Here is a 17536-nt window from a genome sequence, read left to right on the forward strand (position 1 = left end):
TAGTATACTTTATGATTTAATAATTTATCAGAGAGGTTTTCAAGTTTTTTTATAATTGACAAAATTATTTATACTGAATATTTTAAAGGATTATATGTGATTTAATTTCTCTTTTTAGACAATTTTAAAAATATATAATCTCTTACTAAGCTGTAAAGTAGGCTGTTGTCAACTGGTGAGTTTGAGAGTAGAATGATGTTTAAAATGGAATTCATTCATTATGAATTTGTTAATAAATAAATATTGATAGTGGTTAATTCATTAAAAATCGCTAATTTCGCACCCGTAAAAATCATTCATGCAAAACATTAGAAATATTGCGATTATCGCACACGTTGACCACGGTAAAACTACTTTGGTTGATAAGATTATTCATGCTACAAACATTTTCAGAGAAAATCAGGAAAGTGGAGAATTAATAATGGATAACAACGATCTTGAAAGAGAAAGAGGAATTACCATTTTATCAAAAAATATTTCTGTTACTTATAAAGATACAAAAATTAACGTTATCGATACTCCTGGTCACGCCGATTTTGGTGGTGAGGTAGAAAGAGTATTGAAAATGGCAGATGGTGTTATCTTGTTGGTAGATGCATTCGAAGGACCAATGCCTCAAACAAGATTCGTATTGCAAAAAGCTTTAGAATTAGGTCTTAGACCTTTGGTTGTAATCAACAAAGTTGATAAGCCAAACTGTCGTCCTGAAGAAGTTCACGATCAGGTATTTGATTTGTTCTTCAACCTTGAAGCTACTGAAGAGCAGTTGGATTTCCCAACATTCTACGGTTCATCTAAACAAGGATGGTTCAACACTTCATTAGAGCAAACTGACAATATTTTCCCATTACTAGACGGTATTTTGCAATATGTTCCTGAGCCTAAAGTAGAGGAGGGTAACTTGCAGATGCAGATTGTTTCTCTTGATTTCTCTTCTTTCTTAGGAAGAATTGCAATCGGAAAAGTAATCAGAGGAGAAATTAAAGAATCTCAATGGATTGGTCTTGCTCAGGCAGACGGAAAAGTTGTAAAAGGAAAAGTAAAAGAATTATACGTTTTCGAAGGTTTAGGAAAGAAAAAAGTAACTGAAGTAAAAGCTGGAGATATCTGTGCTGTAGTAGGTTTCGATGCTTTCCAGATTGGAGATTCTTTCGTAGATCTTGAAAATCCTGAGCCATTGCCAAGAACTGCAATTGATGAGCCTACATTGAACATGACTTTCTCAATCAACAATTCACCTTTCTTTGGTAAAGATGGTAAATACGTAACTTCTAATCACTTAAAAGAAAGATTAACTAAAGAATTAGAGAAAAACTTGGCATTAAGAGTTCAGCAAACTGATGATGCAAACACTTTCTTGGTATTCGGTAGAGGTATTCTTCACTTATCAGTTTTAATTGAAACAATGAGAAGAGAAGGGTACGAAATGACGATTGGTCAGCCACAGGTTATCTTGAAAGAAGGTGAAAATGGTGAGAAGTTGGAGCCTTACGAATCTTTGGTAGTAGATGTTCCTGAAGAATTTGCTTCAAGAGTGATCGACTTAGCTACTCAGAGAAAAGGTGACCTTCACATTATGGAAACTAAAGGTGAAATGCAGCACATGGAATTCGAAATTCCTTCAAGAGGTTTGATCGGATTGCGTTCTCAGATGTTGACAGCTACTGCGGGTGAAGCTATTATGGCACACCGTTTCACTGAATATAAGCCTTTCAAAGGAGCTATTCCAGGAAGAAGCAACGGGGTATTGATTTCTAAGACTCAAGGTCCAGCTACAGAATATTCTATTGCTAAACTTCAGGATAGAGGTAAATTCTATGTTGATCCGGGTGAGGAGATTTATGCAGGTATGGTTATCGGTGAGCAAAACAAGCCAGGAGACTTAGTAGTAAACATCGTTGAAGCAAAACAGTTGAACAACATGAGAGCTTCAGGTAAAGATAAAGATACAGGTGTTGCACCAAAAATCTTATTCTCTCTTGAAGAATGTATGGAATATATCCAAGCTGATGAAGCAATCGAGGTAACTCCAAACTTCATCCGTATGAGAAAGAAAGTACTTTCTGAAGAAGAAAGAAAAAGAATTGAAAGAGGAGCAAAAGCTTAATCTAAATTCTTAAATATATCTAAAGCCCCGATTTTCGGGGCTTTTTTTGTGCTTAAATTTATGATTTTTGTCAGTTTTTCTAATTGTTTTAATTTAAATTTCGAAAACTTTGCTAAGTTAATATAGTTTTATTTTCTGTTTTCATTTTTGTTGATTATTCTTGTAAATGGTAGTTTTTCAGTATCTTTTAGTTGTTTTAATTGTGAATTGTTTAAAGATAAATTTGCTTTTGTTGATTAGTTAATAAATAGGTTGTGGTGTGTTTTACTAACGAACAGTTGTTAGTTTTAAAAATTATTGTATGTTTGGAACCGAAGCAATGGAAAATTAAACTCAACTTAAAATTAGTAATGGATAGAAAGATTATGCAATTATTTGCCGGTTTGAGCCTGTTGTCTGGAACCTACGTTGCAGCTCAGCAAAATTCAGGACAGAAATTAACATCAGATTCACTCACAACAATTCAGACGAAAACAGCAGAAATACCTAAAGAAACTGCAGTAAAAGTAAGTTTCTACGGATTTATAAGGCATGATGCTTTTTACGACACCAGACAGAATATCGGTGCCGGAGAAAATATTGTTCCACTGTATCCAAGAGACAGAGCTTTAGACATCAATGGAGTAGATATTAATGATGCTCCAAAATTTCATATGCTATCTGTGTTGTCACGTGCAGGGATTAACGTAAAAGGTCCGGATGTTTTAGGCGCAAAAACTAACGGAATTTTAGAAGCGGAATTTTTCGGGTCGACAGAAGCCGGAATCAATGAATTAAGACTTCGTCACGCTTATGTTACTTTAGATTGGGAAAAAACACAATTGGGAATTGGTCAATATTGGCATCCTATGGTAATCTTAGACTGTCTTCCTAATGTGGTAAATTACAGTACCGGTTCGCCAATTTTTGCCTTAAACAGAAATCCACAAATTAGATTGACTCAGAAATTAAGTGACAACTTTAAGGTTATTGCAGCCATCAATTCACAGAGAGATTTTACGCCAAATACAACGCCTTACAGAGATAGCGGAGTTCCTTCTTCACATTTACAATTTCAATATAAATCGGCAAAATTTGTTGCAGGAATTGCAGGTCAATATGAAGTGTTAAGACCTCAGCTATCTTCTGGAAATCCTCCAATCGTAAATAACGAAACAGTAAAAAGTTTTACTGCTTTGGCCTATGCAAAAGTTATTACAAAACCTTTAACAATCAGTGCTTCGGCAATGATGGCTCAAAATGCTGCTTCTTTGGTAATGTTGGGTGGTTTTGTAGGATATTCTGTACCGGGAACTTATGACCTGTTCAGAACAATGAATACAAGAAGTGCCTGGATTGATTTTCAACAAACTACCGAAAAGAAAGTTGCCTTCGGATTGTATGCCGGAATTGTACAGAATAAAGGTGCTAATAATCCGGTTGAAGGAAGAGTGGCGACAACTTATGGCGTCACGTCTTCTTGGGGAGCCGTTTCTGCAACACCAGGCGGAAGAAGTGTAGACCAGCTTTGGAGAGTTGTTCCTAGAGTAGATTGGTCTTTAAGCAAAACAATTAAACTGAGATTTGAAGTTGAAAATACCGTAGCAAGATGGGGTGATGCTCAAAATAACGGACGAGGAATTGGCAATGAGTACAATGCAAAAAACAATCGTTTCCATTTGGCTACATTCTTTATGTTCTAAAAAAATATTTCTACAATTTAAATGAAAAATTAATTATATGGATAATACAATACAGCCTAAAAACAATATCCTTACGGTAATCATTGCTTCATCTGCAGGAACGCTGATTGAGTGGTACGATATGTTTCTGGCAATTATTTTAGCTGGTTCGCTTGCCGTGAATCTTTTCCCGGCAGATGGATCTTCTCACTTTTTGGAAACTTTGGCGGTAGTCGCTTCATCATTTATGTTCCGACCAATTGGTTCGCTTATTTTCGGAAATATCGGGGATAAAGTAGGACGAAAATATTCTTTCTTACTATCATTAATTTTAATGGGTGCCTCTACGTTTTTAATTGGATGTATCCCTGATTTTTCAAGCATTGGTTGGGCAGCCCCGATTTTGCTTTTGGTTTGCCGATTGATGCAGGGTTTAGCAATTAGTGGTGAATATGCGGGAGCTGTAATTTATGTTGCAGAACATGCGCCGGCAAATAAAAGAGGTTTTTATACAGGATTTATTCAGGCAACAGTTCCAATTGGATTATTGGTTTGTTTGAGTGTAATTTTTGTGACAAGTTCTGTAATGACTGAGGAGAATTTTAATAGCTATGGATGGAGAATTCCTTTTCTATTAAGTTCTGTTTTGGTTTTGTTAAGTTATTTTGCCAGGAAAAAATTACACGAAAGCCCTGTTTTTGAAGAACTTAAAAAAGCGGGTAAAACAAGTAAGTCGCCTGTTAAAGAGGCTTTTACCACAAAAGGGAATGTGAAATTAATGCTGAAAGCTATCCTTGGAGGAAATGCTGCCCAAAGTTCTGTGATGCAGACCAGTTTATTTGTGACCTTATTTTTCATGCAGAGAGCGGTAAAATTAGAATACACAACCGTGCTTTTAATTACTGGAGTTGTAACACTGTTTAGCGCATTTTTCTACCAGTATTTTGGGGCTTTAAGTGATAAAATCGGACGTAAAAAAGTATTGATTGGTGGTTTAATTTCAAGTTTAATATTGATTCCAACCTCATTCTACTTATTTATGGAAATCGGAAATCCTGAAGGTTTAACGGAAGTTCATGCAATCAGTACGGCTGCAACATTGAAAATTATGGGGATTAGCTTCTTGCTTTCCGTAGCAGGAGCTGCAACTTATGGGCCTCTGGGCGCATTTATGCTGGAAATCTTCCCAACGAAAATACGATATACAAGTATGGGATTTGCTCAGAATATGGGGAACGGTTTCATCGGTGGAGCGACAACTTTCGTCACGGAATTTATTAAAACTTCATTCGTGGTAAGTGCTGCTTTAACCCCTTTTATCGGATTGGCTTATCCTATTTTATTAGTTATTATTGCTATTATCGTTAACGTTTTATTTATTCCTGAAACCTATAAAACAGATTTGACGGATGAAGACAATATGGAAACAGCAAATTCATCCATTTCGCAAAAGTAGCTTTCAAAAGGATAGGATATTTTTCTCAATATTTAATTAAAAGTGTAGAATTTTTTTTCTGCACTTTTTTTATATTAATTTTTTTAACTTTAATCAAAATTCAAAACGATGAAAAAATATTTAATTTTTGGCTGTGTAATTGGTCTTTGCAGTATTTTTAATGGGCAAATTCAATTACAAAGAGACGTTTCCTTCGGAAATAATGGTGTATTTACTTATAATCAAGGAGGCGATGGTAGTGTAATGATGTTTATTCAAGAGGATAATTCTCTATTAGTAACAAATGATCCAATGAATGATCTTGTTCTCAATAGATATCTGATTAAACTAAAACCAGACGGAACTTTAGATAGCAATTTTTCACAAAATGGCTACCTTCAATTAGATAATAGTTCTAATATTATAAATAGGCTTTTACAAGGTGCAGGGGGAAAATTCTATATTAATTATGCAGACCCCTTTACATCTCCAACAAATAATCATATTGTAGGCTATAATCCGAACGGAACTATTAATACTGCTTTCTCCAATAATGGAGTATTTTCATATAATTTCGGCATCAGTGATGGTTATTTTACCTCAACTGAAGATGGAGGTCTATTATTGGCTAAACATGACGGATTCATAAAATATTTACAATCAGGAAATGTGGATTCAGCAATTGGCAATAATGGGGTTATTGCATTCAATAATAGTAACTATTATTCTCTAGAGCCTATTGCAACTAAAGGTAATAAATTATACTATGATAATTTTGCAGGTACAAAGAGAATGGATATTTATAGTGCAAATATTCTTGAAAAAGAAGAAGCTTCAATCTATAGCAACAGTACTTCGTTCAATGAAGTTTATAGAGCTAAGGCGAAAAATAATTATGGTCTTTATTACTTTAGATTTACTCCTGCACCCAATAATCCCTCTATGAATACAAGTGTGCGATTAATGAAAACAGATGAAAATCTTGTTACTGAGTCTTTTGGGAATATTGCATATATAGAATTGCCTATAAGTCCAAATTTTAACTACGGTAGTACAGATTTTACTTATACTCCCAATGGAAATTACCTCATATTAGGACGGAAATTCATAGATCCATCTTCTACTTCTACCACTCCTGCTTTTTTAGCATATGATGAAAACGGAAATCAAGTCAATGTAAATTCTCAGCAATTTTTTACGGACTCAGGAATCCCTCCCTATTTATCTTATGTGAAACTTTACAGCAAAGGCAATGCAATTTATGTGGTTGGGGTAACTGGTAATAATATTTCAGTTATAAAATATAATATTACAGAAACTCAGTCTACTTTAAGCACCATTGAAAATAATGCAGATGATACAATTATAGTTAATAATCCATTTGGTAATTCAATAACCGTTAAAGATGAAGAAAAATCAATACTAAAAATGGATTTATACAGCTATTCTGGTACATTAATATTATCAACAAATAAAAAAGAAATGGCTACTTTAAATATTCCAAAAGGAAGTTATATTTTAAAGATAATAACGAAAAAGGGTGTGATAAATAAAAAACTTATCAAAATACATTAATTGAAAATTTTATTCTAATTAAACTTTTATACTTTCAAGTGCAGGATCTTTCTGCACTTTTTTGTTTTAACTAAATTTTACAGTTTGATATTTCCAAAATTATCTTTATATCATTAGTTTTGTCTTTTAACAATTCGGAAATCCTTTTTTTTGGAATCAAATATGAAAATCACTAAAGTAAAATTAGTCTGTATATTAGGTTTGTTTGCATCTTTCAGTACTTCATGTGCTGTGAGAGAAAACTCACCCAAATCAAGTACTGTAAAAACAGTAAAAACTTCAAAAAATAATACGCTTAGAAATCCAGATCCTAAAACAGTTCCACCTATCGCAGCGATTCCTGTTGTAGAAGATTTTAAAGTTAATCTTCCAGCCATTAAAAGAGAATTCCGTGGGGTATGGATTGCGAGTGTTGCGAATATCAACTGGCCTTCAAGAAATAATCTTTCTGTAGATCAGCAAAAAGCAGAAGCAATCAATATGTTGAATATGCTTCAGGACAATAATTTTAATGCAGTAATCTTTCAGGCACGTCCGTCTGCAGATGCTTTATATACAAGCGAATTGGAGCCTTGGTCTTATTTCTTGACCGGAAAAACAGGAGAACCACCATATCCAAATTATGATCCGTTGCAGTTTTGGATTGAAGAAGCCCATAAAAGAGGAATGGAGCTGCATGTTTGGCTGAATCCTTACAGGGCGCATCATTCTAATGGGGGACCGGTTTCAAAACAGTCGATGGTGAATAAACTATCAGATATTACCATTAAACTGAAAAATGGGATGTATTGGTTAGATCCCGCAGATCCAAGAACACAAGGGCATGTTTCGAATGTTGTAAAAGATTTGGTGAAAAGATATGACTTGGATGCAATACATTTTGATGATTATTTTTATCCGTACGCAACATACAATAGAGGAGCTGATTTTCCAGATCATGCAAGCTGGAGCGAGTATCAAAAATCTGGCGGAACACTTTCAAGACCAGATTGGAGAAGAGATCAGGTAAATCAATTTGTAGAAAGAATTTATAAGGAAATTCACGCCGAGAAAAATTACGTAAAATTCGGAATCAGTCCATTCGGGATCTGGAAACCAGGTTATCCGGAAGGAATTGTAGGATCTTCGCAGTATGACGAACTGTTTGCTGATGCTAAATTATGGCTGAATAAAGGCTGGGTAGATTATTTTTCGCCACAGCTTTATTGGCCGATCGATTCGAAAGGGCAAGCTTTTGCTTCTCTTTTAAATTGGTGGAAATCTGAAAATACAATGAATCGTCATCTTTGGCCAGGCTTAAATACGGTTGAAGTGAAAGTTTCTGACAGACCGGGCGAAATTAAAAATCAGGTGGAATTATCAAGACAGATTTTAAAAGATGATGCTGGAGAAGTGCATTGGAGTATTGCGGGTTTAACGAAAAGTTCAAACATGCTTCCGACTTTAAAGAACGGACCTTACAAAGAAAAAGCTTTAACTCCGAAAAGTCCTTGGATAAAAGCAGTTCCTTTAGAAAAACCAACATTATTCATCAATGATAACGGAAGCTCTATACAAACGAGCTGGAGTACAAAAAATATAGGAAATGTTTTTCACTGGGTTCTTTTTACTCAGTACAACGGAGTTTGGGAAACCGAAATACTTACTTTGGATAACCTTTCAAAAGAAGTTCCTAAGTTTAAAGACGGCAAAAAATTGAATGCCATTGCGATAAAAGCGATTGACCGTTTAGGAAATGAAAGCGATTATATGGCGAAGAAAATTAATTAAAGAAATACCAAGAACAAAAAAAAGACGCAAAATTTGCGTCTTTTTTTTTTATATCTAAATGTAGAAATTTATCCAATCTCAATACCGTTCTCAACATTGCTGTCGTCCGGTGTTACGAAAGATAATTTTCCGTCAGGTTTTGTCGTCAATAGCAACATTCCCTGAGATTCAATTCCTCTGATTTTTCTTGGAGCAAGATTTAATAAAATCATGACTTGTTTTCCAATCACTTCTTCTGCGGTGAAACTTTCTGCAATCCCTGAAACTACAGTTCTTACATCAACACCTGTGTCAACAGTTAGTTTTAATAATTTATCTGCTTTTTCTACTTTTTCAGCTTCAATAATCGTTGCTGTTCTCAAGTCGATTTTTGTAAAATCATCAAACTGTATTTCCTCTTTCATTGGGTTGGCGTTAGGATTTGTTTTTTTATTGCTTTGTTTTGTATTTTCTAATTTCTGAATCTGAGCTTCGATAACATCATCTTCGATTTTCGAGAAAAGAAGAGAAGATTCGTTGATTTGATGACCGGTTTCAATTAAAACAGTTTTTGTTTCAACAGTATTCCAATCTGATTTTTGAACATTAAACATGTTCAATAATTTCTCAGAACTGAAAGGCATAAACGGCTCACACAATTGCGCTAAAGCAACAGCAATCTGAGCTCCGACAAATAAAGATTGCGCTGCTTTTTCAGGATTATCTTTAATCGTTTTCCAAGGTTCTTCAGCCTGAAGATACTGGTTTCCGAAACGTGCTAAATTCATTAAAGCCGTCAGAGAATTTCTGAATTCATAATTTTCTAAGAATCCTGAAATTTCTTTTGCTGATTTGTTGATTTCCGCTAATTCCGGAGCATTTACATCACCTTGAGGAACAATTCCATCATAATATTTATGAATTAAAACCGCAACTCTGTTGATGAAGTTTCCGAAAATTCCAACCAATTCAGAATTATTTTTAGTCTGGAAATCCTTCCAAGTAAAGTTATTATCCTTTGTTTCAGGAGCTGAAGAAAGCAATGCATAACGCAAAACATCTTGCTGTCCAGGGAATTCTTCAACATATTCATGTGCCCAAACTGCCCAGTTTCTGGAAGTTGAAATTTTATCGTTTTCAAGGTTCAAAAATTCAAACGCAGGAACGTTTTTCGGCATTTTGTAATCTCCGTGAGCCTTCATCATCGCAGGAAAAATAATACAGTGGAATACAATATTATCTTTTCCGATAAAGTGAACCAAATCACTTTCTTCACTTTGCCAATAATCTTTCCAGTCTTTCCCGTTTTTCGCTGCCCATTCTTTGGTGAAAGAAATATATCCGATCGGTGCATCAAACCAAACATACAATACTTTTCCGTCTGCTCCGGGAAGTGGAACAGGAACGCCCCAGTTCAAATCTCTGGTCATCGCACGAGGTTTTAAACCATCATTCAACCAAGATTTTACCTGTCCGTAAACGTTCGGTTTCCAGTCGTCTTTATGACCTTCAATGATCCATTCGTTCAGAAAGTCTTCGTATTCATTTAATGGTAAATACCAGTTTTTTGTTTCTTTTAAAATAGGAACGTTTCCGCTCAACATCGATTTTGGATTGATCAATTCTGATGGAGAAAGGGTAGAACCACACTTCTCACACTGATCTCCGTAAGCGTTTTCGTTACCACAGTTCGGGCAAGTTCCAACGATATATCGGTCAGCCAAAAATTCATTAGCCTGTTCATCGAAATATTGCTCAGACATTTCTTCCGAAAATTTCCCTTTTTCATAAAGAACTTTAAAGAAATCCTGGCTTGTTTCACGGTGATTAGCCGATGTTGTTCTAGAATATTCATCAAAAGAAATCCCTAAATCTGAAAAAGATTTTTTGATGATTTCGTGATATTTATCAACGATATCTTGTGGGGTAACACCTTCTTTTTTAGCTCTTATGGTAATAGGAATTCCGTGTTCATCGCTTCCGCAGATAAAAGCAACATCTTTTCCCGATCTTCTCTGAAATCTCGCATAAACATCTGCAGGAATGTAAACTCCAGCCAAATGCCCAATATGAACCGGTCCGTTTGCATATGGCAAAGCCGCCGTAATCATCTTTCTGTTTGACATTTATAGTATAGTTTTAAGTCTGCAAAGATAAAGATAATCTGCCAAAATTCCCCGATTTAGACGCTATAATATCGTGTGCAATTTTTATAACTAAAGAATCTTTATCTGAATTAATGCCAATTGTTGGTTCTAATTTTTTATTTTTAAAGTTTATAAATATTCAATAAAATGAAAATTACAGTTGCTGCGGTTTTATTATCGATGATGTTTGCAGGTGCGAATGCACAATCTCTGAAATCTCCGGACGGAAAATTTGAAATGAATTTCCAGCTCAAAAACGGAGTTCCTTTTTACAATTTAAAATACAACGGATCTACGGTTGTTGAAGATTCTAAATTAGGTTTAAGGCTTTTTAAAGATACTTCGGTAACATTTGCCTCAGAAATTACTAAAACTGAAGATGCAAAATTTGATTTGAATAATGACTTCGTAAAAACTTCTGAAAAAAGAGATTCAAAAAACGAAACCTGGCAACCTGTTTTAGGTGAAAAGAAAAATTACATCAATCATTATAATGAATTGGCGGTTACGCTGAATCAAAATTCTACAGACAGAAGTATTGTCGTAAAGTTTAGACTGTTTAATGACGGTTTAGGTTTTAGATATGAATTTCCGCAACAGAAAAATCTGAATTATTTTATCATTAAAGAAGAAGATTCAGAGTTTGATTTTCCAACCGACATGAAAGCTTGGTGGATGGTTGCCGATTACGATTCTCAGGAATACAGATATCAGGAAACCAATATCTCTGAAATTCCTGCAAGATGGGACAAAGCTTTTGACTCTAATGCTTCCCAGAAATTAATTAAAAATGCAGTTCAGTCGCCGTTGATGTTAAAAAAGAACGGAAAAGAACCTTTGTATATCAATATTGCAGAAGCGGCAGTTCTCAATTATGCAGCTTCACATCTTGAGGTTGATGCTCAAAATTTTAAATTTAAAACGCATCTTACAGCAGATCGACAAGGTGCAAAAGGTTACATTCAGACTCCTTATATAACGCCTTGGAGAACGATTATTGTTTCGCCAAAAGCGGAAGAGTTGATGGACTCAAAAATGTTATTTAATCTAAATGAGCCTACAAAATATACCGATACTTCTTATATAAAACCTACAAAATATATGGGAGTTTGGTGGGAAATGATTATCGGAAAAGCGCAGTGGGCGTATTCTACAGCAGATAATGTGCATCTTGGAGTCACTGATTTTTCTAAATTAACACCCAACGGAAAACACGCAACTAATACTACAAGAGTTAAAGAATATATTGATTTTGCCGCTGCAAACGGTTTCGACGGTTTGTTGATCGAAGGTTGGAATATTGGGTGGGAAGACTGGTTCGGTCACTCCAAAGAATATGTTTTTGATTTTTTGACTCCTTATCCGGATTTTGATATTAAAATACTGAATGAATATGCACATTCAAAAGGAATTAAACTGATTATGCATCACGAAACTTCCGGTTCGGCAACGAATTACGAAAGATGGGCAGATCAGGCTTTTCAGTTGATGAATAAATACGGGTACACTTCTGTGAAAACGGGCTATGTAGGCGATATAATCCCGAGAGGAGAACATCATTATTCACAATGGACGATCAATCATTATTACAGAATTGTAGAAAAAGCGAATGACTATAAAATTATGGTGAATTCTCACGAATCAGTTCGCCCGGGAGGAGAAAGTCGTACCTATCCGAATTATATTTCAGCAGAAGCCGCTCGTGGAACAGAATACGAAGCGTTTGCCGGAAATAACCCTGATCATCAGACAATTCTTCCATTTACAAGATGGATGGGCGGTTCGATGGATTATACGCCGGGAATTTTCCAAACTAAATTAGATTATTATTTTCCCGGAGATAAACGTTTTGTGAAAACCACTTTGGCAAAACAATTGGGACTGTATGTAACGATGTATATGCCTTTACAAATGGCTGCAGATTTACCGGAAAATTACGCGAAACACATGGATGCTTTCCAGTTTATCAAAGATGTTGCGGCAGATTGGGATGATACAAAAATTCTTTCGGCAGAACCGGGAGATTATGTAATCACAGCGAGAAAAGCAAAAGGCACAGAAAACTGGTTTGTTGGTGGAATTACCGATGAAAACAAACGAGAATATACCGTAGATTTTTCATTTTTAGATAAAGGAAAAAAATACGAAGCAATCATTTATGAAGATGGAAAAGACGCTGATTATATCGATAATCCTCAAAGTTATAACATCTACAAAAAGCAAATCACGAGTAAATCTAAAATAAATTTTAAAATGGTTCGAAGCGGTGGTTTTGCTGTTTCCATAAAGCCTGTAAAATAAATAATTTGTAATTTTAGAGTCCTTAAAGCCAAAAACTTTAAGGACTTTTATTTTTGTACATGATATTTTTTAACCACAAAAGTGACAAAAGATTTTACGAGTAAATAAGTTATTCAAAAGCTAGCAAAACAAACTATAAATGCGAATTTTAGATTTTGAGTACTTTTGAACTTCTTTTTTTTCAATCATTTCTTTTGATTCTTTTGCGGTTAAGTTTTTTGTTATGTACTCAAACTTTTATTTTAAATGATATTGAATGAAGCTGATTACTAAAATTTTCACCAAGCAAAATACTTTTCTTTTTTTATTGGTTGCTATGGTTTTAATGGCGAAACTAATTCCCTTTAAAGGATCTTACAACCAGTATTTTGATCTTTCAGGATTTATCGATTGGGGAATTGCTGGGATTTTTCTTTTATATGGTTTAAAATTAAATCTGAAAGAAGTCGTAAAAGATGTTTCCAATTGGAAATTACACTTGCTGATCCAGTCAGGCACTTTTATTATTTTTCCTTTACTGGTCTTAATTTTATATCCATTCGTAAAAGATTCTCAATATTACAACATTTGGCTTTCCTTATTTTTTCTCGCAAGTTTGCCATCAACCGTTTCTTCATCGGTTGTGATGGTTTCTATTGCAAAAGGAAATGTCACTTCAGCGATTTTTAATGCATCCATTTCAGGAATTATCGGGATTGTGATGACTCCGCTTTTGATGAGTTTTTTCCTGACTTCAAATGGAGAAGGTGGAGATCAAATTGAAATTATCGAACAGTTATTATTAAAAGTTTTACTTCCGATTATTTTAGGGATTTTGCTGAATCCTGTTTTCAAAAAGTGGGTGACAAAATATTCAAGTATCATTGCAGAATTTGACCGACTGATTATTTTATTGATCGTGTATGAAAGTTTTTCGAGTGCATTTATTGAAAATATTTTTGCTTCAGTTCCTTCACTGGTGTTTGTAATTTTAGCGTTGAGTGTGGTTTTTCTGTTTTTTTCAGTATATTATATTCTTAAAATTCTAGCTGAGAAAATGAATTTTAAACCTAAAGAAATTATCACTGCTACTTTTTGCGGATCAAAAAAATCTTTGGTTCACGGAAGTTTGTTTCTTCTTGTTTTAGGAATTCCGGATGAGCAAAAAGTTTTATTTTTGCTTCCTGTAATGGTTTATCACAGTTTTCAATTGTTCTACGTAAGTTGGTTGGCGAATAAAATTGCAAAACGAATGGAAATTACAGCATCTTAAATTTAATGATATTTAAAAATGATAAAATTAATCTCCAAAACGGTTGTATTATCAGCTTTTGCTTCTTTTACAATGTTGAAATCTCAATCAGTAAAGGAAATTTTAAAACAAAATGGCTCTTTCAGAAAAGACACGGTATTTTCTGTTAAAAGTGATTTAAAAGAAACTTATTTACCGGTTACGATTATTAAAGGAAAAGAAAAAGGTCCGATTTTCACGATTGTCGCAGGAATTCATGGCTACGAATATCCACCAATTATTGCTGTTCAGGAATTATTAAACGAAATAAAACCCGAAAATATAAATGGAAGTTTAATTATTATTCCAATCGCAAATGTTGAATCTTTTCAAAAAAGAACTCCTTTTGTAAATCCATTGGATGGCAAAAATTTAAATACAGCTTTTCCGGGTTTAAAAAGCGGAAGTCCAACCGAGCAGATTGCACACTTGATCACGAAAGAAATTATTCCTAATTCAACAATTTTTTTAGATATTCATGGTGGTGATGCTAATGAAGATTTATTGCCTTTTATTTGCTATTACGACAGAAAAGATATGCCTGAAAACACCAAAAAAGCTCATGAATTATCGGTGAGATCAGGAATTCAATATATTGTTTCTTATCCTTACACTTTAACTGCGAATGAACCTGCGAAATATGCTTTCAAAGAAGCTACACAGCAGGGAATTACAGCTTTGAGTATTGAAGCCGGAAAACTGGGAACAGTACAGAAAGACAATGTTGATTTGATCAAAACTGCGGTTTACAACATGCTTGAAAATTCTGGAAATTATGCGACGAGAAAATCAAAAAAGGTCAATCAAAAATCAATCGTTCTTTTAAACCAACAAGATTATATAAGAGTTCCTGAAAACGGAATCTTTTATAGTGAACTGAAAAGTGGAGATAAAGTAAAAAAGAATCAGATTTTAGGCTATATTACCGACGAATTTGGAACCAAAAAACATGATATCGTTTCGCAAACCACCGGAATTATTTTGTACAAAGTAGGAACTCCGCCAGTAAATAAAGGCGAAACTCTTTTTTGTATCGGATATAATGAATAAAATATAAATCTATTATAATGAAAAAAACAAAACTTTTCTTTGCTCTAGCAATCTTCCTATTTGCTTTTTCAGGCTTTTCGGCCCAATCTAAAGATGCGAAATTTGAAAAAGAAAGAACTGAAATCTCAAAAATGCTTGATGATTTCAATGTTGCTGCAGCCAATGCAGAATTTGAAAAATACTTCAGTTTTTTTGCTGATGAATCTACATTTATCGGAACCGACGCAACAGAAATCTGGAATAAGCAAGAATTTAAAACTTGGGCAAAACCGCATTTCGACAAGAAAAAAACATGGAATTTCACTTCCGTTAAAAGAAATATCTATTTCAGCAAAGACGGAAAATTGGCTTGGTTTGACGAATTGCTGGATACTCAAATGAAAATCTGCCGAGGTTCCGGAGTTGTAGAAAAAATAAACGGAGCCTGGAAAGTTAAACAATATGTACTTTCTATGACCATTCCAAATGATCTTGTCGATAAAGTGGTTGCTGAAAAATCTGCAATGGAAGACGATATTTTAACGGAACTGAAAAACAATAAAAAATAAATTATTTGACGATATAAACTCAATAATTTCATCAATAGGAGCGGACTTTAGTCCGCTTTTTTAATAGGTATGTAAAAATGGCTTTAGCCAAAACTTATGATTAAAATTCACTTCGAAGAAAATTGACAATTCACAATTCAAAAATCATCATTCACAACATAAAATCCTTTCTTATCCTACGTCAACAATTCCGGAATCTGCAAGCTGTACATTTGTATCATAATTAAAAGCAATTATAATAATTAGATAACAAATAAATAATAAAGATATGAAAACAGTTTATCACAAAGCAGATTCCAGAGGTCACGCCAATCATGGTTGGTTAAATTCTTATCACACATTCAGTTTTGCAGGATATCAAAATCCTGAAAGAACCCATTTTGGAGTTTTAAGAGTTTTGAATGATGATACCGTTTCTCAGGGAATGGGTTTCGGAACACATCCTCACAAAGACATGGAAATTATTTCTATTCCTTTGGAAGGTGATTTAGAACACAAAGATTCTATGGGAACCACTGCAGTGATCAAAAAAGGAGAAATCCAGGTAATGAGCGCAGGAACGGGAGTTCAACACAGCGAATACAACAAAAATAAAGATGAAGCTGTAAAATTCTTACAGATCTGGGTCTTCCCAAGAGAAGTTGGAGTAGAGCCAAGATATGACCAAATAAGCATTACAAACGGAGCAAAAGATAATGGGTTTCAACAGATTTTATCTCCTAATAAAAACGATGCTGGAGTTTGGATTCATCAGGATGCATGGTTTAATTTGGCTAAATTTACCAAAGGAAATGGTAAAAACTATATGGTCAATAAAAAAGGAAATGGTGTTTACGCTTTTGTTTTAAAAGGAAGTGCAAAAGTAGGCGATAGAGTTTTAGGTGAAAGAGACGGCTTAGGAATCTGGGATACCCAAAGTTTCAACATCGAAGCAACAGAAGATACAGAAATCCTTTTAATGGAAGTTCCAATGGAATTACCGTCTTATTTAAAATAATTAAAATATTTTTGCCGAATAAAAATTCCCCTCCTTTGGAGGGGTGGCGAAAATTCGAAAGAATTTTTGACGGGGTGGTTTAAGTACTACTTCAACAATAATACATTAAAACTTAGACAAATTTAAATATACAATGAAAATCTTAGCAGTAGCAGGAAGTAATTCCGAAACATCAATTAATAAATTATTAGTTTCTTACGCAGCTTCACTAATCGAAAGTGCAGAAGTAGAAATCGTTGATATGAACGACTTCGAAATGCCAATCTACAAACATCAGCGTGAAGTGGAAAGTGGAGTTCCGCAGGAAGCAAAAAACTTTGCCGAAAAAATAGATGCTGCAGATATGCTTTTGGTTTCTTTATCAGAGCACAATGGAACGTATTCTACAGCATTTAAAAATGTTTTTGACTGGACTTCAAGAATCAAGCAAAGAGCTGTTTGGAATGAGAAACCAATGTTATTAATGGCTACAGCTCCTGGTGGAAGAGGTGGCTTGGGAGTTTTGGAAGCTGCAGAAAAGCGTTTTCCATTACATGGAGGAAATATTATTGATACTTTTACGCTTCCATTTTTTAATGATAACTTTGATAAAGAAGCAAATGTGATTTCTAATGCAGAGAAAAACAGTGAGTTAAAAGAAAAAATAGCAAAGATTTCTGCTGTTGAAATAATCTTAGAAAAATAGCATTTGAATAT

General features: G+C 34.3%; 12 protein-coding genes. 11 read left to right on the forward strand and 1 reads right to left on the reverse strand.

Features of this window, described 5'->3' with window-relative positions:
* The first annotated feature begins 298 nt into the window (after positions 1 to 298).
* The 5 genes from typA (at position 299) to AB671_RS12920 (ending at position 8548) form a co-directional block, all read left to right on the forward strand.
* Positions 299 to 2107: a translational GTPase TypA gene (gene typA / locus AB671_RS12900; RefSeq protein WP_066679607.1), complete on the forward strand. Its 1809-nt coding sequence runs from the start codon at positions 299 to 301 to the stop codon at positions 2105 to 2107.
* A 350-nt stretch (positions 2108 to 2457) separates the two neighbouring features.
* Positions 2458 to 3789, forward strand: coding sequence for a DcaP family trimeric outer membrane transporter (locus tag AB671_RS12905; protein WP_066679664.1), 1332 nt, complete (start codon positions 2458 to 2460; stop codon positions 3787 to 3789).
* Between the two features lie 37 nt (positions 3790 to 3826).
* Positions 3827 to 5224, forward strand: coding sequence for an MFS transporter (locus AB671_RS12910; RefSeq protein WP_066679608.1), 1398 nt, complete (start codon positions 3827 to 3829; stop codon positions 5222 to 5224).
* Between the two features lie 108 nt (positions 5225 to 5332).
* Positions 5333 to 6778, forward strand: a complete 1446-nt coding sequence (locus AB671_RS12915) for a T9SS type A sorting domain-containing protein (protein WP_066679609.1) — start codon at positions 5333 to 5335, stop codon at positions 6776 to 6778.
* A gap of 162 nt (positions 6779 to 6940) precedes the next feature.
* Positions 6941 to 8548 carry a glycoside hydrolase family 10 protein gene (locus AB671_RS12920; RefSeq protein WP_066679610.1) on the forward strand — a complete coding sequence of 536 codons (1608 nt, stop codon included), beginning with the start codon at positions 6941 to 6943 and terminating at the stop codon, positions 8546 to 8548.
* Between the two features lie 68 nt (positions 8549 to 8616).
* Here the strand turns inward: AB671_RS12920 and metG are convergent, their stop codons facing one another.
* Positions 8617 to 10653, reverse strand: coding sequence for a methionine--tRNA ligase (gene metG / locus AB671_RS12925; RefSeq protein WP_066679611.1), 2037 nt, complete (start codon positions 10651 to 10653; stop codon positions 8617 to 8619).
* Positions 10654 to 10821: 168 nt separating this feature from the next.
* Between metG and AB671_RS12930 the strand changes: the two genes are divergently transcribed.
* From AB671_RS12930 to AB671_RS12955, 6 genes are all read left to right on the forward strand, one after another.
* Positions 10822 to 12975 carry a glycoside hydrolase family 97 protein gene (locus AB671_RS12930; RefSeq protein WP_066679612.1) on the forward strand — a complete coding sequence of 718 codons (2154 nt, stop codon included), beginning with the start codon at positions 10822 to 10824 and terminating at the stop codon, positions 12973 to 12975.
* A gap of 256 nt (positions 12976 to 13231) precedes the next feature.
* Positions 13232 to 14227, forward strand: a complete 996-nt coding sequence (locus AB671_RS12935) for a bile acid:sodium symporter (RefSeq protein ID WP_066679613.1) — start codon at positions 13232 to 13234, stop codon at positions 14225 to 14227.
* An 18-nt stretch (positions 14228 to 14245) separates the two neighbouring features.
* On the forward strand, positions 14246 to 15295 hold the full coding sequence (locus AB671_RS12940; RefSeq protein ID WP_066679614.1) for a succinylglutamate desuccinylase/aspartoacylase family protein: 1050 nt from the start codon (positions 14246 to 14248) through the stop codon (positions 15293 to 15295).
* A gap of 17 nt (positions 15296 to 15312) precedes the next feature.
* Complete coding sequence (locus AB671_RS12945) at positions 15313 to 15843, forward strand: nuclear transport factor 2 family protein (RefSeq protein WP_082987307.1); 531 nt, start codon at positions 15313 to 15315, stop codon at positions 15841 to 15843.
* Positions 15844 to 16111: 268 nt separating this feature from the next.
* Positions 16112 to 16840, forward strand: coding sequence for a pirin family protein (locus AB671_RS12950; protein WP_066679615.1), 729 nt, complete (start codon positions 16112 to 16114; stop codon positions 16838 to 16840).
* A 133-nt stretch (positions 16841 to 16973) separates the two neighbouring features.
* Positions 16974 to 17525, forward strand: a complete 552-nt coding sequence (locus AB671_RS12955) for an NADPH-dependent FMN reductase (protein WP_066679616.1) — start codon at positions 16974 to 16976, stop codon at positions 17523 to 17525.
* Positions 17526 to 17536: the final 11 nt, after the last annotated feature.

It is taken from the genome of Chryseobacterium sp. BGARF1 (assembly GCF_001677955.1).
GTDB lineage: Bacteria > Bacteroidota > Bacteroidia > Flavobacteriales > Weeksellaceae > Chryseobacterium.

What these genes read in the sequence shown, in the direction of transcription:
- typA (WP_066679607.1), top strand. Translation starts at nt 299, where the DNA reads ATGCAAAACATTAGAAATATTGCGATTATCGCACACGTTGACCACGGT.
- AB671_RS12905 (WP_066679664.1), top strand. Translation starts at nt 2,458, where the DNA reads ATGGATAGAAAGATTATGCAATTATTTGCCGGTTTGAGCCTGTTGTCT.
- AB671_RS12910 (WP_066679608.1), top strand. Translation starts at nt 3,827, where the DNA reads ATGGATAATACAATACAGCCTAAAAACAATATCCTTACGGTAATCATT.
- AB671_RS12915 (WP_066679609.1), top strand. Translation starts at nt 5,333, where the DNA reads ATGAAAAAATATTTAATTTTTGGCTGTGTAATTGGTCTTTGCAGTATT.
- AB671_RS12920 (WP_066679610.1), top strand. Translation starts at nt 6,941, where the DNA reads ATGAAAATCACTAAAGTAAAATTAGTCTGTATATTAGGTTTGTTTGCA.
- metG (WP_066679611.1), bottom strand. Translation starts at nt 10,653, where the DNA reads ATGTCAAACAGAAAGATGATTACGGCGGCTTTGCCATATGCAAACGGA.
- AB671_RS12930 (WP_066679612.1), top strand. Translation starts at nt 10,822, where the DNA reads ATGAAAATTACAGTTGCTGCGGTTTTATTATCGATGATGTTTGCAGGT.
- AB671_RS12935 (WP_066679613.1), top strand. Translation starts at nt 13,232, where the DNA reads ATGAAGCTGATTACTAAAATTTTCACCAAGCAAAATACTTTTCTTTTT.
- AB671_RS12940 (WP_066679614.1), top strand. Translation starts at nt 14,246, where the DNA reads ATGATAAAATTAATCTCCAAAACGGTTGTATTATCAGCTTTTGCTTCT.
- AB671_RS12945 (WP_082987307.1), top strand. Translation starts at nt 15,313, where the DNA reads ATGAAAAAAACAAAACTTTTCTTTGCTCTAGCAATCTTCCTATTTGCT.
- AB671_RS12950 (WP_066679615.1), top strand. Translation starts at nt 16,112, where the DNA reads ATGAAAACAGTTTATCACAAAGCAGATTCCAGAGGTCACGCCAATCAT.
- AB671_RS12955 (WP_066679616.1), top strand. Translation starts at nt 16,974, where the DNA reads ATGAAAATCTTAGCAGTAGCAGGAAGTAATTCCGAAACATCAATTAAT.